18 protein-coding genes and 1 pseudogene are annotated in these 20,237 nt (G+C 44.4%); 11 read left to right on the top strand and 8 right to left on the bottom strand.

Features of this window, described 5'->3' with window-relative positions; all coding sequences use genetic code 11:
- Window positions 1-2: 2 nt before the first annotated feature.
- Entirely contained in the window at window positions 3-1,055 is a 1,053-nt protein-coding gene (locus tag L976_RS13835; RefSeq protein ID WP_047537574.1) for a protein-glutamate methylesterase/protein-glutamine glutaminase, read from the top strand.
- Window positions 1,056-1,085: 30 nt separating this feature from the next.
- On the opposite strand, the gene L976_RS13830 is transcribed toward L976_RS13835, so the two are convergent.
- Window positions 1,086-2,717 (bottom strand): diguanylate cyclase, encoded by a 1,632-nt coding sequence (locus tag L976_RS13830; protein WP_047537571.1) that lies wholly within the window; start codon window positions 2,715-2,717, stop codon window positions 1,086-1,088.
- Between the two features lie 310 nt (window positions 2,718-3,027).
- Here L976_RS13830 and L976_RS22385 point away from each other — a divergent pair, with 310 nt between their 5' ends.
- Together L976_RS22385 and L976_RS13820 are read left to right on the top strand one after the other, a co-directional pair.
- A complete protein-coding gene (locus tag L976_RS22385; protein ID WP_156143187.1) occupies window positions 3,028-4,101 on the top strand; it encodes a nuclease-related domain-containing protein in 1,074 nt (357 codons plus the stop codon).
- Window positions 4,102-4,197: 96 nt separating this feature from the next.
- Window positions 4,198-4,647, top strand: a complete 450-nt coding sequence (locus L976_RS13820) for an SRPBCC family protein (protein WP_047537569.1) — start codon at window positions 4,198-4,200, stop codon at window positions 4,645-4,647.
- A 144-nt stretch (window positions 4,648-4,791) separates the two neighbouring features.
- On the opposite strand, the gene L976_RS13815 is transcribed toward L976_RS13820, so the two are convergent.
- A complete protein-coding gene (locus L976_RS13815) occupies window positions 4,792-6,384 on the bottom strand; it encodes an ABC-F family ATPase (protein ID WP_047537566.1) in 1,593 nt (530 codons plus the stop codon).
- A 1,005-nt stretch (window positions 6,385-7,389) separates the two neighbouring features.
- On the opposite strand from L976_RS13815, the gene L976_RS13810 reads away from it, so the two are divergent.
- From L976_RS13810 to L976_RS13790, 5 genes are all read left to right on the top strand, one after another.
- On the top strand, window positions 7,390-8,358 hold the full coding sequence (locus tag L976_RS13810) for a helix-turn-helix transcriptional regulator (protein ID WP_047537563.1): 969 nt from the start codon (window positions 7,390-7,392) through the stop codon (window positions 8,356-8,358).
- Window positions 8,355-9,560, top strand: a complete 1,206-nt coding sequence (locus tag L976_RS13805; protein ID WP_047537561.1) for an EAL domain-containing response regulator — start codon at window positions 8,355-8,357, stop codon at window positions 9,558-9,560. The genes L976_RS13810 and L976_RS13805 overlap by 4 nt, the downstream gene beginning before the upstream one ends.
- Window positions 9,553-9,861, top strand: coding sequence for a hypothetical protein (locus L976_RS13800; protein ID WP_047537558.1), 309 nt, complete (start codon window positions 9,553-9,555; stop codon window positions 9,859-9,861). Before L976_RS13805 ends, L976_RS13800 begins: the two co-directional genes overlap by 8 nt.
- A complete protein-coding gene (locus L976_RS13795; RefSeq protein WP_047537555.1) occupies window positions 9,851-11,785 on the top strand; it encodes a hybrid sensor histidine kinase/response regulator in 1,935 nt (644 codons plus the stop codon). Before L976_RS13800 ends, L976_RS13795 begins: the two co-directional genes overlap by 11 nt.
- 84 nt (window positions 11,786-11,869) lie before the next feature.
- On the top strand, window positions 11,870-12,652 hold the full coding sequence (locus tag L976_RS13790) for a CLCA_X family protein (protein WP_047537552.1): 783 nt from the start codon (window positions 11,870-11,872) through the stop codon (window positions 12,650-12,652).
- Window positions 12,653-12,662: 10 nt separating this feature from the next.
- On the opposite strand, the gene L976_RS13785 is transcribed toward L976_RS13790, so the two are convergent.
- Window positions 12,663-13,589 (bottom strand): hypothetical protein, encoded by a 927-nt coding sequence (locus tag L976_RS13785; RefSeq protein ID WP_047537550.1) that lies wholly within the window; start codon window positions 13,587-13,589, stop codon window positions 12,663-12,665.
- A gap of 476 nt (window positions 13,590-14,065) precedes the next feature.
- Between L976_RS13785 and L976_RS13780 the strand changes: the two genes are divergently transcribed.
- The 3 genes from L976_RS13780 to L976_RS13770 all read left to right on the top strand — a co-directional run bounded on the left by L976_RS13780 (window position 14,066) and on the right by L976_RS13770 (window position 16,060).
- Window positions 14,066-15,235 (top strand): PepSY-associated TM helix domain-containing protein, encoded by a 1,170-nt coding sequence (locus tag L976_RS13780; protein ID WP_047537548.1) that lies wholly within the window; start codon window positions 14,066-14,068, stop codon window positions 15,233-15,235.
- Window positions 15,235-15,699: a hypothetical protein gene (locus tag L976_RS13775; RefSeq protein WP_037418649.1), complete on the top strand. Its 465-nt coding sequence runs from the start codon at window positions 15,235-15,237 to the stop codon at window positions 15,697-15,699. Before L976_RS13780 ends, L976_RS13775 begins: the two co-directional genes overlap by 1 nt.
- Before the next feature lie 97 nt (window positions 15,700-15,796).
- The gene (locus L976_RS13770) at window positions 15,797-16,060 is read left to right on the top strand and encodes a hypothetical protein (RefSeq protein WP_037418652.1); all 264 of its coding nucleotides are present in this window, start codon (window positions 15,797-15,799) and stop codon (window positions 16,058-16,060) included.
- Between the two features lie 163 nt (window positions 16,061-16,223).
- Here L976_RS13770 and nth read toward each other — a convergent pair whose 3' ends face one another.
- The 5 genes and pseudogenes from nth to L976_RS13745 form a co-directional block, all read right to left on the bottom strand.
- Complete coding sequence (gene nth, locus L976_RS13765; RefSeq protein ID WP_047537546.1) at window positions 16,224-16,865, bottom strand: endonuclease III; 642 nt, start codon at window positions 16,863-16,865, stop codon at window positions 16,224-16,226.
- 65 nt (window positions 16,866-16,930) lie between these two features.
- Complete coding sequence (locus L976_RS13760; RefSeq protein ID WP_047537543.1) at window positions 16,931-17,629, bottom strand: electron transport complex subunit E; 699 nt, start codon at window positions 17,627-17,629, stop codon at window positions 16,931-16,933.
- Entirely contained in the window at window positions 17,622-18,260 is a 639-nt protein-coding gene (rsxG, locus tag L976_RS13755) for an electron transport complex subunit RsxG (protein WP_088585647.1), read from the bottom strand. Before rsxG ends, L976_RS13760 begins: the two co-directional genes overlap by 8 nt.
- A 54-nt stretch (window positions 18,261-18,314) precedes the next feature.
- Window positions 18,315-19,364, bottom strand: a complete 1,050-nt coding sequence (rsxD, locus tag L976_RS13750) for an electron transport complex subunit RsxD (RefSeq protein ID WP_047537539.1) — start codon at window positions 19,362-19,364, stop codon at window positions 18,315-18,317.
- Window positions 19,365-19,444: 80 nt separating this feature from the next.
- Window positions 19,445-20,237 (bottom strand): annotated as a pseudogene (locus tag L976_RS13745) (electron transport complex subunit RsxC); the annotation flags it as partial.

Here is a 20,237-nt window from a genome sequence, read left to right as displayed (position 1 = left end):
AGATGGCAATAAAGGTATTAGTGGTAGACGATTCAGCCTTAATCCGCAGTCTGTTGGGCAGGATGGTCGAGTCCGATCCTGAGTTGTGTCTCGTTGGCATGGCTGTCGATGCCTATATGGCCAAGGATATGGTGAATCAATTTCGGCCAGATGTGATTACCTTAGATATTGAAATGCCAAAGGTTGATGGACTCACGTTTTTAGATCGATTAATGAAGGCAAGACCAACAGCTGTCGTGATGATTTCTGCCTTAACCGAAGAGGGCGCAGATGCGACATTCAATGCACTAGCTCTGGGAGCTGTGGATTTTATTCCTAAGCCTAAGCTGGATTCACCTCAGGGATTTAATGAATATCAGGATTTAATCCTCGAAAAAATTAAGTCTGCGGCAAAGGCAAAGTTGCAAAGCCTGCCTGCACCGACCATAACGCTGAAACCCAGTTTAAAATCTGCCTTAAATCAACGTACTGTTAATACCCAGTTAGTGGCTATTGGAGCTTCCACTGGCGGGACCGAGGCTATTTTGCATCTTTTACAACAATTTCCTGCGGTTATGCCGCCAATCGTGATTACGCAACATATGCCTGCTGGATTTACCCGTACTTTTGCAGAACGACTAAACAAACTCACTCGCCTTAATGTAAAGCAAGCTGAGGAAGGGGAGCGGTTATTACCTTGTTATGCCTACATTGCACCAGGGGATCAGCACTTAGAAATCATCAAAGTTGGTGGGAGTTTTAAAGCAAAGCTTAGCCAAGGTGACAAAGTCAGCGGGCATAGGCCATCAGTGGACGTGTTATTCCATTCAGTGGCTCAATATGCAGGCGCGAATGCGACAGCTGTGATCCTAACTGGTATGGGTAAAGATGGGGCCGATGGGATGGAAGCGATAGATAAGCAAGGTGGCAAAACCTTTGCCCAAGGAGAGCAGAGTTGTGTGGTATTTGGTATGCCTAAAGAGGCGATCAAACGCGGTGCGATTCATCATATAGTAGAATTGCCTCAATTAGGGGATAAACTGCTCCAGTATTTGGCATCATTAAAACGAGACTAGGTCATACTGATTTTTACCTTAGGCAATACATTAAACTAAGGTATTGATAATACAATTTCGTCCGCTTCGTTTGGCTTCATACAAGTTTTTATCCGCTAATAATAAACACTCTTGAAACTGATGACATTCGGTTGAAAATGCCAAACCACTACTCAATGTGACTTTAAATTCGGCGCCTTCTTCAACAAACACAATATGGCTAAAGCTTTCACGAATGGCATTAATTTTGGCAATCGCCAGCGGTGCGGGCATGTCAGGTATGACCAGCATAAACTCCTCACCGCCATAACGCCCCATAAAATCCGCAGGGCGTAGGGACTGTTGTAACAGGTGCGAAAAAGCTAATAGAACCTTATCACCACCTGAATGGCCATAAGTATCATTCACTTGCTTAAAGTGATCTAGATCCAGCATCGCGATACATACGCAAGAGTTTGCTCGTTTGGCTAAGCTGAAACTATGACGAGCCGCAACAAGGATTTGGGTATGATTCAATAAGCCCGTTAAACTGTCTCGGCTGGCAGAACTGCGTATATCATGGCCACGTTGCGCGCGGGAAATCACTTGGGTAACAAAGAGGCTGGGGGCTGTTTGTTTAGAGATAAGATCATCGGATCCCGCCTGAATAATGCTGACTTTATTTTGCATGGTGTCATCTGAGCTCAACACTAAAATAGGGCTTGAAGTATATTTATCGAGCTGACGGATCATTCTTGCCAGTTCTAAGCCATTTACCTCCGGCATATAGAGATCAAAGATAAATAAATCCGGTTCAAATTGCTCCAGGGTTGGCATGACGTGCTCGGGTTTGGTCATGCCTCTAACCATTAACCCATGGCTACGTAACAAGCTCGAAAAATAATCCACCATCGATTGCTGATCATCCACTAACAGCACTTTAAGGGGAGGCTTATCGGACATTTTGAGCCATTGATGAATTTTACGAACCAACAATGTTGTTTCGGCCGGTTTAACAAAATACTCGCTGACATTGGCACGAATCGCTAATAAACGCATATCAAAATCGCCACGAGAAGATAATACAAATACCCGAGTATTATTTTTCTCAAATTCGGTGGCAGCTTCGAATAGTGCCTCTTCGGTATAATCGGGCAAGATAAGATCTAATAAAATTAAATCGAATGGACTTGAGTATTGCACCTTGAGAAAGTCGGTAAAATTTAAGAAATGTTGCACATTAAAACCAAACTCGTGTAGTTGTTTTGTGATCATTAAGCCCACATTACTGTCATCTTCGATGATGGCAATACAGTATTCATGGCGAGACTTTGAGGGTTTATAGGGGCTTTGTTGCATTTGCGCCTCAACCACGGGGGCCGCAGGCTGACAATGCTGATTATTTTGCAGTAACTGGTGGAAAAGCGTATCTAGGCCTTTGATCACATTTAGCGTTGGTGCTGGGGTATCGAGAAGATGTTTCAATTGAAGCTTAAGCTTATCGACTAGATCTTTGGTCTCGATTAAGCCAAAGGTTTCACAGGAACCTTTTAAATTATGCACTTCGCGATAAACGGCTGACAGCATATGTCCTTGCCAGTTTTTCCGTAGTGAGATCCATAACGTAATGATTTGTTTCTTTTTATCAGGCAAAGCATGTAAGTACTGACGTTTGAGTTGTTCTAAGGATTCTTCAAGACTCATAAAACCATCACCATGATAAGGATTTACAGAATAAACTGGTGCACCGGTGCTGCGTATGCAATACCCCTTAAGGATTAATTAACCCAATTCATTTAGTTGTGTTTTGTTGGGTACCTTATGAGTGTAAACCAATGGAGAAAAAATGCGGCAGAAATACAGTGTTAATAACATTTAAACCTTAAAGCTACCTATTTTTAGCTGAAGTGATACTTTGATAGCGCTTAGTGGAAATAACCTATGAAATTAGAAAATAATAAGTAAGATCAATTAATTTATAAGCGTTAGCAATGGTAACAGGAGTGATTTCAACGTGAAGGGATGCGTAAAGAATATCAGGCACAACGCCAAGTTTTGTATATTGTTGGCTGTAACGGCCAGTGTCGTTGGTATTTATCCATTCTCGCTAAAAGCATTAGAGAAACAAGATTCTGAAGCCATCTGTATCCTTATCCAAAGTGAGATGCAAGATTGGCATCCAACCACGCCGCGTTATCAGGAGCTCAAAGCAAGATTCGATGAGCGTTGTCAGCAACCCGTAGCCAATGGCATAAAATCCCTAACTAACCAGCCTAAAACGCAATTCACTGCTCGCCATGATACGCCGGAGCAGAAATCCAATGTGATCCCTACCGAGATAACACCTAAACATACGCCCACTCCAAGCGCGATCTCACCTATTTCCTCAATACTCGAGGCGCTATCTATTCTTGTGAGTATCCCAGTGTTTATGATTGTGTTGACTGTAGCCATATGGTTATTTCGTCCATCGCTAAGACGATACCGAGCCGTAAGGTTAGGCCAACAGGGTGAAAAGCGAGTCGCTAACTTACTCAAGCAAGGACTAAAAGATGAGGACTACCGACTTTATCGTAATCTAATTTTACCCATGGATGAGTTGAGTGAAGGCACGCCCTCTTTGACAGAGGTTGATTTAGTCTTATTGACTCATTTTGGTGTTTTTGTTCTTGAAGTTAAAAATTACTCTGGCTGGATATTTGGGGGAGAGAAGCAAGCGCAGTGGACGCAGAAAATTTTTACTAAACAAACTCGCTTTAAAAATCCGCTCCATCAAAATTATAAACATTGTTTAGCGGTTGCCCATTGCTTAGGGTTAGTCGAGGGGCTCCATTCTGTAGTCGTTTTTAGTGATGAGGTGAGCTTTAAAACCCCATTGCCTAAAAATGTGGTAAATGAGTCGGGACTTTTGAGTTTTATCGCTCAATATAAAGTACAAACGAGTGAAACTTCTCAAAACACACATCTAGAATTTTCTCGCGCTGCAGAACGGCTCGATATCGCCAAGCAGCAGTCGAACTCTGATGCTAAGTCATTACACTTAAAGCAGTTTAAGCATCGTCGCGTTGAACCAACCATCACAAGTTGATATTAGAGTTAGATTCTCGCTAAGGTGATAATGAATGGATTATTGCGCTATCTTTAAGAACACCATTAACCCATAAACAATTGGAAGGATAGGGATATGTCGGATAACACAGGTACAGTGAGATTACATCGGGTGTTGCGTGCACCAGCGGCGTTAGTCTACAAAGCATTTACCGATAAAGCGGCGTTAGAACGTTGGTTACCACCTTATGGCTTTGTCGGGGCAATTCATGAGTTTGAGTTGGCTGTCGGTGCAGGGTATTCCATGAGCTTTACCCAATTTGTGACCGGGTACAGTCATTCTTTTAAGGTGACTTATACCGAGCTAATCCCTAATAAACTTATCCGCCATAGCGACCAATTTGATGATGCTAATCTACCCGGGGTGATGCAGGTGACAATTGAACTTGCCGAGGTAGCCTGTGGTACCCGTTTGCAGATAGTACAGGAGGGGATCCCTGCGATTATTCCTGAGGAGATGTGTTATTTAGGCTGGCAAGAGTCACTACTGCAACTTGCGGCTTTGGTGGAAGCGAAGACGGAATGAGGTCGTCAGTCATTGGGTGATATAAAAAGGGTGATATAAAAAAGACGCTTATCTCGAGTAGAGTGAAGCGTCTTTTTTTATTGGGCAATTTTATTGGCAAAGGATAAAGCCTTTAAAAAGGCTTAGTACCTAGTACCCGCAGGGCTACGCACTGGCAAGGTTTGCCAGATACTCATCAAACGTCCCTTGAAAGTTCACCAATTTTCTATCACGAATATCAATAATGCGAGTCGCTAACGAAGAAACAAACTCGCGGTCATGGCTGACAAAAATCAGCGTGCCTTCAAAATCTTTGAGGGCATTATTGAGCGCTTCAATTGCTTCCATATCCATATGGTTAGTCGGTTCGTCCATAATGATGACGTTGATATCTTGCATCATTAACTTACCGAAAATTAAACGGTTTTTCTCTCCACCGGAGCAGTTTTTAGCCTTTTTATTAGCATCATCTTCGGTAAACAGCAAACGACCTAACATGGCGCGTACCATCAAATCGTTATGTTTGGGTTGGCGCCATTGGTCCATCCATTCAATAATAGTCAAGTCATTATCGAAATCGCTGGTACTGTCCTGTGGGCAATAGCCGATAGCGGCATTTTCGGACCACTTAATCGTGCCTTCATTATGGATTAATTCATTGACTAAACAGCGTAATAGGGTGGTTTTACCCACACCGTTCTCGCCAATAATTGCCAGTTTTGCGCCAGCTTCGAGAATTAAATCACCGCCTTCGAATAAGTTTTCGCCATCAAAACCATGGCCAAGATTTTCCAGCACTAAGGCTTGACGATGCATTTTCTTGCCAGCAGCGAAACGAATCGATGGGGTAATTCGGCTGGAGGATTTCACTTCATCCAGTTTAATTTTGTCCATGCGTTTGGCGCGCGAGCTGGCTTGTTTTGCCTTAGAAGCGTTGGCACCAAAGCGGTTAACAAAGTCCTGTAATTCTTCAATCTCGGCGCTCTTTTTGGCGTTGCCAGCTAAGAGTTGTTCACGCAACAATGCCGATTGCGCTAAAAAGTAGTCATAGTTGCCGGGATAAATACGCAGTTCGCCGTAATCGATATCCGCCATATGGGTACACACTGCATTAAGGAAATGCCTATCGTGGGAGATGATGATCATGGTACATTTGCGTTTATTCAGCTCAGTTTCAAGCCAACTAATGGTATGAATATCTAAGTTGTTGGTCGGTTCGTCGAGTAGCAAGATATCAGGGTTAGCAAACAGTGCTTGGGCTAATAACACCCGCAGTTTCCAACCAGGCGCAACCTGAGACATAGGACCGTAGTGGAAAGACTCTTCGATACCGGCTTCAATGAGGATTTCGCCCGCGCGGCTCTCGGCGCTGTAACCGTCCATCTCGGCAAACTCACTCTCCAAGTCGCCCACGCGCATGCCATCTTCTTCGCTCATGTCTGGCTTGGCGTAAATGGCGTCACGCTCTTGCTTGATTTTCCACAGTTGGGTATCACCCATGATCACCGCATCGATAACCGTGTATTGCTCAAAGGCGAATTGATCTTGGCTTAGGGTGCCGACTTTTAGGCCTGGGGTTATGGACACGTTACCCGATGTCGGGGCGAGGGCGCCACTTAAGATCTTCATAAAAGTCGATTTGCCGCAGCCGTTAGCGCCAATCAAACCATAACGGTTGCCGTTGCCAAATTTTGCCGAGATATTTTCAAATAATGGCTCAGGGCCGAATTGCATGGTGATATTTGCGGTAGAGATCAAGGGGATGTCCTAGGAGTTACGTCTTAATAAAAGGCTTAAACCGGCTGCGTTGCTGACAAACGCCGTTGCAACAATCATGCTTATGTCAGCAAAGTCTTGGCCAAGATAATTTGGCCGCGCAGTATAGCGATTTCAAGCACAATATGCGAGTTACAAACAAATCCTTAAAGATAATAAACTTTGCCGATGAAGCCCGTTTAATAAGCACGCTGTGTCTCTTGGCTCCGCGCGGGAAGGGCATCTACGGAAGCGCCTTAATCCTTGAGTGATGCCCGTGATTAGCACTATCCATCTAAACCTTGGAGTGGTTAATTACTGCTTATTTCCACTATGGGTTCGCCTCGTTTACCCTCTAACGCGGGGTTTTGCTCACCAATCGCACAGGTTATTTTGAATTACTATTCATTAATGTGCATATCCTTTAGCGAAATTCCCGAGATTAGCCTTTTATTTATGCAAATTTCAGAATAAAAAACCGCTTAGGGTTTCAGTGCCTTCCTCACTGCCATGTCCCCTTAATTCGATAATTAGTCTCGTTAGTCGGCATGAGTTGCCGCTGTTGTCTGCTTATCGAAATACTGGTGTTAGCGATTGCGCCTTTATTTTCTTCGAGGCCGATATTTAACTGAATGGTAATAAAACATTGCAATTCTATGTTTGATTTCTGTATCTATTTGTATCGTCAGTAATATAGCTTGTTCGAATAGATATTACCGCATGGATCACTAGACACTTTTTCCCATGACACACTGTAATAGTGCCATGGTCTTATTTAAAAGATGACACTTATACTGCTATTACCGTAGCAAAAATATGGTTATATGGCTAAATCTATAAAGGTATAAGTGATGCAAGAAGAGAAAATCACTGGTCTCTATTTTGTGGAAGAACAGCAACGTATCTGGATTATCTATACCCTAAGGTATCCAGAACCAATAGATGATGTTGACCTTGAGACATATATGGAGCTGCTTGAGAAAATAAAAAAGACTGATGGAACACGCTATGATTTGTACACCTATCTCCTATCAAAGCAAAACAAGTGCACAGACATTCTCCAATTTCTTAAAACACACACGCACTGAAAATCAACTTTCACAGGAGGATTTATGTTGTTTACTCAGGGAAAAAAGTTGTTTATTTGATGCTTTAGATGCGATTACGATTAGCCGTTGGGAGCGAGGAGTCAATATTCCATCGCTAGCAAAACAGGCAGAAATTGTAGAAATTTTTGGTTCAGAATTATTTGATATTTATCGGCAGGATAAAAGTTTTGTTAGTGAAGGACTCGCCTCGATTAATTTATTTGATTCGAGTGTCGAACGTAGCGAACATCCTTATTATCGTAATAAACCTTATCGTGTCGAATTTATTGATAACCATCATGATAACTTTATGACTTTACTACAGTTGAGCTTGGTGTATGAGAGTAACCCCCGGCTTTGTTTGAATAATTGCCAATTATCGCAACCCTTTTTTTTGGGATTATCGCTCGTTGTTGCATTTAGTTTTGGTGAGCAGATTGTTGGGCATTGTTTGTTTTGCCGCACGCACGCTAAGGTCGCGCTCGAATTTATGAATGATGAAGTGGATTTGTTTGAGGTTATTAGCCATAACAGTCAGTCTAGCCCCGATACCTTAATGGTGTTTTCTTCTTTTGGTGTCACACCTCATATTGAAAACTATATGATGTCTGTCTACCTGAATGAAATGGCTTTATGTCGTTCGATAAAGTACTTAAGTTTCAGCATCTGTGATGAATCCTTAAAAAGGAAGCTTTCCCAATTCAAGTTACCTATTTTTAAAATTAGAACCTTAGAAAACAATCATAGATCTATAAAGAATTATTCCTTTTTTGCCAGTAGGACCGAAGTCATGGCTAATCGAAATTTGCTGAAATTATCGGTTATTCCTTCGGCTAAGTCTCAGACAATCGATCCTATTTTCTTTATGCAGCTAGAGACCAATATATGAATATACTCATTATTGATGATCAAAAATTTATCCGAGAAACGCTCAAGGCGGATATCAATAAATGTTTAGCCGAAAATGAAATTAATATTTATGAAGCCAGTAATGGCAATCAAGGGATTGATTTAATTATGGGGTTAAATGTATCACTCGATCTAATCATTATCGATTTGAAGATGGAGCAGGGCGATGGTATTGCTGTCATCAATATGTTGGCGACAGAGCCTCGGTGGATGTCAATTCCGATTGCCGTGATCAGTTCTTCCGATAAACGAACTCTTGAATTGGTAGACTGTATTATTCATACACTCAGGTTAAACCTATTGGGTGTGTTTGCAAAGCCTGTCAATGCCAGTGATATCTTAATGCCATTGCTTACGAACGACACCGAAGATGTGCCTGAGTCAACTACGCATCGTCATCGAGGTCACCGACATGCAAATATCAACGTTCAACAGTTACTTAAGGATGAACAGTTGATCCTCTGTTACCAGCCAAAGATTAATTTAAAAACCCAAGAAATTACTGGTTTTGAGGTGTTGTCTCGTTTATGTGATCGCCACCATGGTTATATTTATCCCGATGTATTTTTGCCTTTAATCAATCAACAGGGATTAAACAGTATTTTTTCGCGGATGGTGATTTCTCAGGCGTTGCAGTGTTGGCTACGCCAGCCTCTACTCACCCCATTTTCATTATCAATCAATATTACGGCAGATGATCTCACCTGTGAGGAGTTAATTGAATACATTATCGAGTCTAGTCGTGCTCATACGGGGATTCACTTAATTTTAGAGTTAACTGAATCACAGGAAATCATTAATCAAGATCGAGTTCTTAATTCAATTGCCCGACTCATTATTAATAATATTGATATTTCACTGGATGATTTTGGTAAAAGCTATTCGACCTATGATCGTCTTGATGCTATTCCTTTTAAAGAAATAAAAATTGATAAAAGTTTTGTCTCCGATATGGATATCAATCATCAACATTATTTAATTGTTGAGTCGACCATTGCCCTAGCGCAAAAGATGCACGTAAAAGTGGTTGCCGAAGGCGTAGAAACTGCCGCTATTGCCGCTATTTTGACAGCCTTAGGTTGTGATGTGGCACAGGGATATTTGTATAGTCCACCCATTGAAGGTCGTTACCTTATTAACTGGATAGGCCATTATCAAAGTGAGTGTTTAATACATGAATAATCATGGGCTTGAACACCAAGTGAAGCAAGCGCTGTCTGTTTTTTTGGCGCAATATCAACAGCCGCAGCAACAAGTGTTAAGGCGAGCTTTACTCATAGAGCTTGAACGCATGAGTCTGCAACTTATGTCACTCAACGCTGAAGAATGTTTTTCTGACCTTAGGCATGAGTTTTTGGGGATGACGAGTTATCTCGCCTTGGATGAGACGTTGTGTGTTTCAAATTTGGCTTCAGTATCGGCTTTTAACACCCAGATCCAATTGTTGTTAAATGCCGTAAAGGAGCAAGATAATGGGGAGTAAATATACTTCAAGCATGTACTTGCTTACCGGGTTATTTATTACGCTGATTATTATTTGCTTAACACTTGCCCATTCAATTAATGAATTTAAAGCGGTTTATCAAAAAAAAGCTCAGGCAGTATTTTCATCATCCCAAGATATGTTTTTACAACACCGTATTATGTTAGACGCATTGCGATCGTTTTTTAATGCTTCCGCTGCGGTGACCACAAAAGAATTTGAAGTATTTGCTAAGGATTTGTTGAAGATCAAATCTGCCGTTGCCTTCACATTAACCCCTGAACTCGAACTGGCGTATATTTCTGATCCATCCATCTTACCAGAACTTAAACCATTAGCATTAAGTATGATGGGCAACGGGAGTTTACACGCCAGACTAATCAATTATACCCTTTTGACCGTTAAGATTGATGAACCTCAGATGCCTTATTTGATTTATGCCATTTCCCAAAAAAGGATTTTGACGCGTATCGATCAAGAGCAAGATGTATGCATTACGTATCAGTTCGAGCATTCAATTTTACGAAGCGCTTTCTGTGATATCCCTGCTGCAACGGGGATTTGGCGCTTATTTGCCTATTCAGATCGTCAGTTTATTACATTGAACGAATATCAGACCCGTTTCAATTTACAGGTTTATTATCAGGTACCTCGAGCGGAAGTGATTGAGCTTTTCGTTATAATCCTATCAATTGCGCTTCTTGGGCTAGCATTTTCGCTACTATGGTTTTTTAAAGCGAAACATCAACAGCTTATTGAGCGCATTGAATGTGAAAATCGTTCGAAATTAGCGGTAATGGCCAGTATTAATCATGAGATCCGCACGCCAATAAATGCGTTGCTTGGTTATAGCCGGATGCTCAAGAAAACTCTTTCAATACCATCCGAGCCAGCGCAGCAGGGCACATCAAGACAGGAGCTAAGCCATATTGTCGATAAAATGATCTGGTCAGCAAATTTGCTTTATTCCGTTGCTGAAAACACATTAAATTACAGTAAGGCTGAAGTTGGAATACTCACATTAGATCAGCATGCGATTAACCTTAGAGAATATGTTGGTCGCATTCAAGAATACTATCAAGCTTTCAATACTACTTCGGGTAAAACCCTCACTGTGTCGGTGAGTGATACGTTACCTGACTTGCTTAAGCTTGATGGCACTAAGCTATTCCAACTTGTCACCAATATTATTAGTAATGCTTTTAAATACAGTACTGGTGAGCAGGTACACTGTTATATGGATTTACATCCTTCATTTAATCAAGCTTCAGCTTCGCCTATGTTGAGGGTGTTGATCCGTGATTTTGGTGAAGGTATGCCTATGCAGGCAAAGCGGGCGTTAGATAGTCCCTTTATTTATCAATCACTGTCCAGCTCCTATGGTATTTCGGGAATAGGGCTTGGGCTTTATACCTGTAAGCGATTATTGGAGCAGATTGGCGGTAAATTACGGATACGCAGTCAGCAAGGACGAGGAACCACGGTATTAATGCACTTTCCGTGTCAGTTTTATCACCAGAAGCAGGAGCCAATACACCGTTATACCCAGCAACCATTACTATTGGTGGATGATAATCTGTTTAATCTTGAGATTTGCCGTGGAGCTCTCGAGTCCCATTTTGCCCAAATCCACTGTACAGATCAGGCTGAATCGGCGTTAAGGCTATTTAAAACGCTGCGGCCACGATTGGTGATTGTCGATTATCGGTTAAAGGAGACTGACGGATTAGTGTTAATCCAACAAATGCGCCAGCTTATCATTGAGATAGATGATAGTACTTGGGAATGTCAGTATTTTCTGCTCTCAGCCAATGATAGTGATGAGATCCCAGCACTTGGGCGATTCCCCGATGTGGTCTTTATCCAAAAGCCCTTTAGTTTAGAAGTATTTTTGAGCAAATTAGCGGCAATTACGCCAGTATAGGATAGCTACTGGAACACTATAAATGCATTCGGCTTTCACATAGAATGGCCTTTATACATACTTAACCGACGATTCTAACGGATTGTGCTAATCCATCAGCAATACCACCGTCATGGCCCCGATTATCGCTTTGGGGAGCAAATGGCTTTTCTCGACGTGAAACAAACCTTTGGCTTTAGTCATGTGCGCGTAGGGCGTTGGGTTACGCGGGAAGAATCCTTAATTGCAGCTAATTTAGTGTTTGATTCGCTGGCAGACCTTGCCTTTATCCTGCATTTACCGCCCTTAACCTTAGGGCTAAGGCAAACCTTAAGTCTTGCCTTTGGTCATGGCGGGCAAATGGGTGTGCAGGCCCATTATGCTCCCGCGGCTAGAGAGCTGGCATTAGCAAAAAATGCCGGCGCTGGCGCCTTGGCCCATGAGTTTTGGCATGCGTTTGACCATTATGTGGCGCCTAAGGCGTTTTCGCGAACCACGGGACGTTTTAAGTGCGCCAGTGATCTCTGGCTTGCTGATCTGCCGCTCATTGATCATCCGTTAAATCATCGTTTAGCAGAAATTTTTCGAGTGACATTACTCTCTGAGGACAATCTAGCGCCGAGCGATTATGTACGCCGTGCAATAGCATTAGATAAGCGTTATGGTGCGCAGTATTTTGCTAAACCCACCGAAATGATGGCTCGGGCCTTTGAAGCGTGTATCGAATCCTATCAAGGGATCCAAAATCCATATTTGGTGTCTGGCACACGTTACTCTGCGCAGGCAAAGGAAGGAGCTTATCCCGATGAATCACATAGACAACGTATCTTTAATGCCTTGATAGCCTACTTTGAGCCATTAGGCATAGCGTTAGGGAAAGTAGGATAAGCGATCAGTGTTAATCGGCGAGTTGCTGCTGGCAGTAGGCAAGTTGGTGGCGAATGGCATCGAGCCATTGTGAGGCGCGGTAATCCATTAAATACCAAGGGCTGAGCTGTGTTTCGGGCTGATGATTAAAAAACAGCGACTCACATGCGATGAGTTTAGCTTTATCCGCACACTGCAACCAAATAGCGCTTGGTGTATGTGCTAACTCGGCTAAATGCTGCCGAACTCCTTGCTTGGTATCCTCATTTACACACTCAATGAGGCGATATTGTCTCAATAAATCTAGTTTGATAAAGGGATCTTCACTTTCACTGATAAAGTTTATTTGGAGTGTTGCCTCAGTTGTTTGCTCCCAAGGTTTCAGCGTAAATTCAGCCCAGTCTAAGCGCTCACAGAGTAGGGTTTTAGCGATTCTTCTTTCCCCTAACCAGTTATGAACCATGCAGGGGAGATGGATCGTCTCGGGCAGTTCAACACTGCGCCGTAAGCTGGGCAGTAGCGACATGCGCTGAACTTGTAGTTGTTGTGCCAAGGTCATCATAAGAACGATCGCCGTTAAGCCCGATGATGGCCAGCAACCGAGAGTTGCAGTGAGATCGGTGGCGACTTGGGTTAATGCTTTCGCCAGTTGCACACCTTGGTGATGACCTTGTACTTCAAAAGCATATTGCGATTCGGCAAAGCCACCATTGGCAATCGTAACCACATGACCATGGGGCGTGAAATGCTGCGGACATTGCGTACCATTAAAAATAAAGGTGAGACCTTTCGCGGCAGGTTGCCATTCCCCTGACGCATTGCCAATGATGGTGGCTTGCTCAAGCTTGAGTTGCTCGGCAAGTGCTTTGAGGGAAATCCTAGGTTGCGGCTTAGCCAATTGACGGTGCATATGCGTATGTGGCTGAGGCGCATCGGCTAAGGGGTGTGAATAGGGCATACTCGCAAGGACTCTATAAAGCAAAGAGTGCTAGTGTACTGGATCTTCTGTGCTGACTAAAGAATTATTGCCTACAAGCTATCGGTAAAATAATTAATAAAATTTTATAATAACAGTACGTTACACTGTTTTGTTTATCAGTATTACTTACTCACTAATCATCATAAACACAGGTATCTCAGCAAGAAACCTATACCAATTGCTCCAGAGTTTCATCTAGACGCGCCTTCGACAGGCTAAGGAATATATGTCGATTTGAATCGGTGGTAATCAGCAGCATGCTATAAACATTTTCATTTAAACCTATCTTACTTCATCCATCCTGTGCGCTGCTTGAGTTGAATATCCAGAGGCTGGTCGTCCTTAAATGTGTGACTGATCTTGTAAATATAGTAGATTACCCATATGCCGTATTGATAATAATTCGTATTAGCTTTACACTAACAGGATTTTAAAAGAGGTAGGAACAACTCCCCATGGCGAAAATAAGTAATCGCTTCTGGTTTATGTTACACGGCTGGGTATCATTGCCCATCTGGATTTTATTCAGTTTCATCTGCTTAACGGGCACGGTTGCAGTACTTAGTCATGAACTGACTTGGCTGACTAACCCCGCAGCCCGTGCGACCAATCCGAATGAGCTACCCGCGAAACCCGTTGATGAATTAATGCTGGTGGTGGAAAAGGCCTATCCAAATGCACAAGTCATGGGAGCAATGAGCTTTGAGCCTTATATAGTCAATGCCATTACTTTTACCGATGCCGATAAGCCTTATGCTATCGCCTATGTGAATCAATATACGGGTGAGATCCAGCAGATCAACGAAGGCATCACTTTTATCGGCTTTATGCGTTCATTACATGGTTGGCTGTTGTTTCCTTGGCAGGGCGGTTATAGCTTGGGGTATTACCTAGTGTGCTCTATGGCGCTCTTGATGCTTGTCTCATTATTGACTGGGCTCATTGTGTACAAACGCTTTTGGCGCAGCTTTTTTGCGCCTAAATTACGTCTAACGCAAGGAAAGAAGACCTTGTTGTCGGATCTGCATAAGTTATCGGGTGTTTGGTCGATTTGGTTTATCGCGATTATGAGCCTCACTGGGCTTTGGTATTTAGTCCAAGCTATCTTCTGGCATGCGGATATTGATATCGAGCCCTATGCACCATTGATTGCTGCCGAGCAAGTGCCGCTAGTACAGGCTGGCGATTCAAAAGTGCCAAGCGCCAATGTCTCTTTTACCGAGGCCTTAAGTTTAGCCAAACAGCGCTTCCCCGATTTTCAACCAAGTTATGTGATGCTGCCAGAGCATCAACGGGATATGTATCATTTAAGCGGCAGCGGCGATCATATTTTTTATGATCAATATTCCTATAATCTGAGCATTAATCCATGGACCGGCGAAATCGCCAGTGTCAGCTCGCCAGAAACCATGACAGGCATGCAAACCTTAATGCATATTGCTGATCCGCTGCATTACGGTACCTTGGGAGGGATTTGGACTAAATTGATTTGGTTCTTTTTTGGTCTGGTGCTTTCTGGGATGTCAATCACTGGTTTTATGATGTGGGGATTGCGCCATGTTCGCGCCTTTAAACAGGCCGAAACCACAGATTTGGCTGCAGATATGATTGGGGAGGCTCGCTAATGGCAAAATCAGTATTTTGGTTAAAGCATAAATACAAGCTCAGTGGCTTGATTTTAATCTTACCCTTAGTGTTCCTCTATCAGTCGCTTAGCCCGAGTTTTCCACCCGCTTGGCCGAGTCAGCAACTGGGGGAGTTTAAGATTGCGCCTATGCCGTTAGATTTAAAGTCGCCCTATAAACACCATGGTGATTACGTTAAAGATTTTATGTTGATCTTTGAACAGGGAGATGTGGCCCATATTCGTCAAGCTTATGCCAATATCGGCCCAGTGGCACTGCCATTAGAAGCCCTACAAAAAGGTGAAAATGGGGTGTTACATGGCAGCAAACATGGCCAGCATGTGCATGCGATTACGGGCGCTAAGTTAGCGGCAACGGACAGCTTGTGGGTGTCGATTCAAAATTGGCAGGGCGAATGGTTGGTTAGCCAATGGCCCGTGCCCGAGGCGGTGTTAATTCAGTAATAACGCTATAAAATTGTTTGTAGTAAAACCGCCCTCAGGTGCAAACTGTGCCTGAGGGTTATTTTTATCGGTTAGGTTTTACTGCATAGGATGTGATATGGAATTTACTGAAACAGAACTCGCGCTAATCGCGGCCGCTACACAAAAAGTGCAAATGGCGCAGCGGGTGCGGATGGGGGGGATTATTTTGCTTATCTTAGGTACGTTCACGTTGCTGGCAGGATTTTGGAGTCACCCGTACGCGATTTATATTGCCTTTGCGCTGGTGGTCTTTGCGGTCGCGCTACCTCAGTTTGGCCAAGGGCCAAAATATGAAGAATTGCTAGCCCTATTGCAGCAAAAAGCCGCTCAAGCAAAATGATTAATCTGCATCAAAGTGCTAAGAACGGTGCTAACAACAGCGCGAATAACAAAAGGGCTTTCAGCAAAATATTCTCGAACCTGAAAGTATTCTCTAGCCTAAAAGCACTTGTTACTTGTTCTTTCCGTTAGTTAAAGCGCTTAACGACAACCATATGGCGCCCTTATTCTTCGGGGTAGACCTTTTCTTTAAATTCGCAAAGATCCTCAATTATACAGCTGCCACAGCGCGGTTTGCGAGCTAGACAGGTATAGCGGCCATGCAGAATAAACCAGTGATGCACATCGACTTTAAATTCTGCGGGAACAACCTTTAACATACGCTCCTCGACTTCGACCACGTTTTTACCGGGGGCGAATTTAGTGCGGTTTGCGAGGCGAAAGATATGGGTGTCGACGGCGATGGTTGGCCAGCCAAAGGCGGTATTGAGCACCACGTTGGCGGTTTTGCGGCCGACACCAGGAAGCGACTCTAGCGCCTCTCTGTCCTCTGGGACTTCGCCATTGTATTTTTCAATCAAGATCTCACAGGTTTTAATCACATTGATAGCCTTGTTGTTATACAGGCCAATCGTCTTGATATATTCCTTTAATCCTTCCACGCCTAAGGCATAAATGCTGTGGGCGGTATTGGCCACCGGAAACAGTTTATCGGTCGCCTTATTCACGCTCACATCAGTTGCTTGTGCCGACAAGGTCACCGCCACCAGTAATTCAAAGGGACTGGAGAAATTCAGCTCAGTTTGGGGTTTGGGATTGTTTTCACGTAGGCGGGTGAGGATTTGGATGCGTTTTTGTTGATTCATAGTGATCCTTGTAAGAAGTGGGTTGAACGTTAAACCCACTACTTAAGCTGTTATCTCAATGAGGCTTAACTCACTTTGGTGATCCGCGCCCGTGTCACACTCGGCTGCGCTGCTGCTTGTGGTTGGAGCTCTTTAAGCTTTTTATCGACAATATTTTTCAGGGCGATAAGTAGGCCCATTACGATAAAGGCACCAGGCGGCAACATAGCGAGCAAGAAAGGGGTATCGACTTGCCATACTTGAATGGTTAAAGCCTTTGCCCATGGGCCGAGCAGCTGGTCGGCGCCATCAAATAGCGTGCCTTGGCCAAGAATTTCCCGCGTAGCCCCAAGCACGGCTAATACTAAGGTAAAGCCTAGTCCCATCATCAAGCCATCGAAGGCCGAGCTAAAAGCATTATTACGGGAAGCAAATGCTTCGGCGCGGCCAATGATAATGCAGTTGGTCACAATCAGCGGTAGGAAGATCCCTAACGACATATACAACCCATAGGCGTAGGCATTGACTAACAGTTGCACCGCTGTCACCAGCGCCGCAATGATCATCACAAACACGGGGATACGGATTTCCTTCGGCACATAGTCGCGCACTAACGAGACTAAAACGTTTGAGCCAATCAGCACCAGCATTGTTGCGATACCTAGGCCAAGGGCGTTGGTGAGGGTTGCGGTTACGGCTAACAGTGGGCAAAGCCCCAGCAGTTGCACTAACCCTGGGTTATTTTTCCACAGTCCTTGCCACGCAATTTCACGATAATTAGTCATGCTTGGCCTCACAATTCAGTGGTTGGCTGAAAATTTCTGTTTGATGCTGAGTAAAGTACCACACGGCGCGTTTAACGGCTTTCACATAGGCGCGTGGCGTAATTGTCGCGCCAGTGAATTGGTCGAAATCGCCGCCGTCTTTTTGCACCTGCCACTGCTTATCATCTTCAGATGTAAGCACTTTACCGACAAATTTGGTGACCCAATCGGATTTACGTAACTCGATTTTATCCCCAAGCCCGGGCGTTTCTTGGTGGGAAAGCGTACGAACGCCTAATACTTCACCTTGGGTGTTGATACCTACAATCAGCTTAATATTACCGTTGTAACCATCGGGAGCGATGGCTTCTAAGGCGATAGCAACGGGTTTACCCGCTGCGGTGGCAATATACGCAGGCAAGGCATCTTCAGTGCCGAGCGCCTCTTTATTTTGCAGTAACGTGCACTGCGCGGTCAGCTCATTGTCATGGAGTTCATCTGGGATCAGTTGATGTAAGATGCCCATCAGTTCTTTCTGCTGTTGCAGCTTTATTTCATCAAAGGTCTGTTGATTAACCACAGCCACTAAGCCGGTGCAGAGCAGGGCAAATAGGGCAAGTAGCAGACCATTTTTAATCATTGGGTTATTCAATTTTTTTCCTCAAGAGTCTTTGTTCAAGCTCGCTTGATTCTCTATTTCACAGGTCTAGCCCGCTGAGTGGCCATAGGCACGCGGACGCACATAATAGTCAATAAATGGCGCGCACAGGTTGGCGAGCAATACAGCAAAAGCAAATGCGTCGGGATAACCGCCTTGGGTACGGATGATATATACCAAGACACCGATTAAAGCACCGAAAATCAAACGGCCGCGTGGGCTGGTGGCGGCGGTGACAGGATCGGTCGCAATAAAGAAGGCGGCGAGCATGGTCGCACCCGAGAATAAATGGAACAGCGGGCTTGCCTGCATATCGGGCGACAGTAAAAAGCCGATGCTCGAGGCCACAAATAATCCTGCCAAGACGCCAGTACTGATGTGCCAACGAATGGCTTTTAATTTAAGCAGCACTAACCCGCCAGCGAGATACGCCAAATTGACCCAAAACCAACCTACGCCTGTGCCGCCATCGAATATGCTTTTGGTCATACTTTCAGTGGTGGTGAGCCCTAGTGACAAATCGGTTTTGAGGGTATCGAGCGGCGTTGCCATACTGATACCATCAATTCCTAAACGGAATTGATCCATCCCACCATGGGCACCGAGATTGAAGATAAGTTGCAAGCTATCGATAACACTTGGGGTATTGAGTGCAACGGTACTTGGCGCAATCCAGCTGGTCATCTGTAGTGGAAACGACACCAGTAGCAACACATAGGCAGCCATGGCAGGGTTAAACAGGTTATGGCCTAAGCCGCCATAGAGGTGCTTAACAATAACAATCGCAAAGGCGGTGCCCATCACGATCATCCACCAAGGTGCTAGCGGCGGGATCGCAACCCCGATTAAGATCGCCGTGAGCATGGCGCTGTTATCGCTTAAGCTCGCTTTGATGCTGCGGTTACGCAGTTTCATCACCGCAGCCTCACAGCTTAGGGCCACGATAATCGCCAGTAACACTTGAATAAGTGTGCCCCAGCCGAAAAAGGCGCATTGCACCACAAGGCCGGGTAACAAGCATAAAATAACCCTTTGCATAACCGTTGATGTATGCAAGTTACGGGTAACATGGGGTGATGAGGCTATTTTAAACGCCATTGTGATCCCTTTTATCTAATCTTGAGTCACTGATTTTTAAGCTAATCATTTTTAAAGCACTGAGGTTAAAATCCGCAGTGCTATTCATTTGAGTCACTGAGCGCATCCGCTTCTCTGGCTGCTTTTTTGGCTTTCGCGCGAGCAATCTCAGCAGCGACCTTGGCCTTTTTCTCATCATCAGGACTGAGTTGTGCGCTTGGTTCGGTGGTTGAGTCTGATTCATCGCCTGACTCATTGGTTGACTCTGGCTTAGCCTCTGTTACTAACTCGCGCTGAACCTCGGCAACCTCACTCGAATCCGCTTGCTGTGCGGCGGCTTTTTTGGCTTTCGCGCGGGCAACGGCAGCCGCGACCTTGGCCTTTTTCTCATCTTCAGGGCTAAGCGGCGCGCTTCGGGCTGAGCCTAATTCATTGCGTGATTCAACGTCAGAGCCTGACTTTTGCTTAGCGTCTGCGACTAACTCGGGCTGAACTTCGGCCATATCACTCGATTCAGCCTGCTGAGCGGCGGTTTTTTTGGCTTTCGCGCGAGCAACCGCAGCAGCGACCTTGGCCTTTTTCTCATCTTCAGGGCTAAGCGGCGCGCTTCGTTCAGCGGCTGAGCCTAATTCATTGCGTGATTCAACGTCAGAGCCTGACTCGGGCTTAGCGTCTGCTGCTAGCTTGGGCTCAATCTCGACAACATCAGTCGACTCTGCCTGCTGTGCGGCTGCCTTTTTGGCTTTTGCGCGGGCGACGGCAGCAGCGACTTTAGCTTTTTTGTCATCCGCCTCTGTGCTCGTAGCCGTTTCTGCTACTGGCTGATTCGCATTGACAGTCGCTTCAGTATCGCCATTGGCATCCGAGTCGGCCTTCAATGCCGTTTTTTTCGCT

Source organism: Shewanella sp. ZOR0012, from assembly GCF_000798835.1.
In the GTDB taxonomy this organism is placed as follows: domain Bacteria; phylum Pseudomonadota; class Gammaproteobacteria; order Enterobacterales; family Shewanellaceae; genus Shewanella; species Shewanella xiamenensis.
The sequence above is the reverse complement of the archived record's forward strand: the minus strand, read 5'-3'. Positions and strand labels throughout refer to the sequence as shown.

Bases quoted from the DNA above. Each gene is read 5' to 3' on its own strand.
- L976_RS13785 (WP_047537550.1), bottom strand. From the start codon at position 13,589: ATGCCCTATTCACACCCCTTAGCCGATGCGCCTCAGCCACATACGCAT.
- L976_RS13800 (WP_047537558.1), top strand. From the start codon at position 9,553: ATGAATAATCATGGGCTTGAACACCAAGTGAAGCAAGCGCTGTCTGTT.
- L976_RS13805 (WP_047537561.1), top strand. From the start codon at position 8,355: ATGAATATACTCATTATTGATGATCAAAAATTTATCCGAGAAACGCTC.
- L976_RS13770 (WP_037418652.1), top strand. From the start codon at position 15,797: ATGGAATTTACTGAAACAGAACTCGCGCTAATCGCGGCCGCTACACAA.
- nth (WP_047537546.1), bottom strand. From the start codon at position 16,865: ATGAATCAACAAAAACGCATCCAAATCCTCACCCGCCTACGTGAAAAC.
- L976_RS13810 (WP_047537563.1), top strand. From the start codon at position 7,390: ATGATTTGTACACCTATCTCCTATCAAAGCAAAACAAGTGCACAGACA.
- L976_RS13830 (WP_047537571.1), bottom strand. From the start codon at position 2,717: ATGAGTCTTGAAGAATCCTTAGAACAACTCAAACGTCAGTACTTACAT.
- L976_RS13835 (WP_047537574.1), top strand. From the start codon at position 3: ATGGCAATAAAGGTATTAGTGGTAGACGATTCAGCCTTAATCCGCAGT.
- L976_RS13780 (WP_047537548.1), top strand. From the start codon at position 14,066: ATGGCGAAAATAAGTAATCGCTTCTGGTTTATGTTACACGGCTGGGTA.
- L976_RS13760 (WP_047537543.1), bottom strand. From the start codon at position 17,629: ATGACTAATTATCGTGAAATTGCGTGGCAAGGACTGTGGAAAAATAAC.
- L976_RS13775 (WP_037418649.1), top strand. From the start codon at position 15,235: ATGGCAAAATCAGTATTTTGGTTAAAGCATAAATACAAGCTCAGTGGC.
- rsxD (WP_047537539.1), bottom strand. From the start codon at position 19,364: ATGGCGTTTAAAATAGCCTCATCACCCCATGTTACCCGTAACTTGCAT.
- L976_RS13820 (WP_047537569.1), top strand. From the start codon at position 4,198: ATGTCGGATAACACAGGTACAGTGAGATTACATCGGGTGTTGCGTGCA.
- L976_RS13795 (WP_047537555.1), top strand. From the start codon at position 9,851: ATGGGGAGTAAATATACTTCAAGCATGTACTTGCTTACCGGGTTATTT.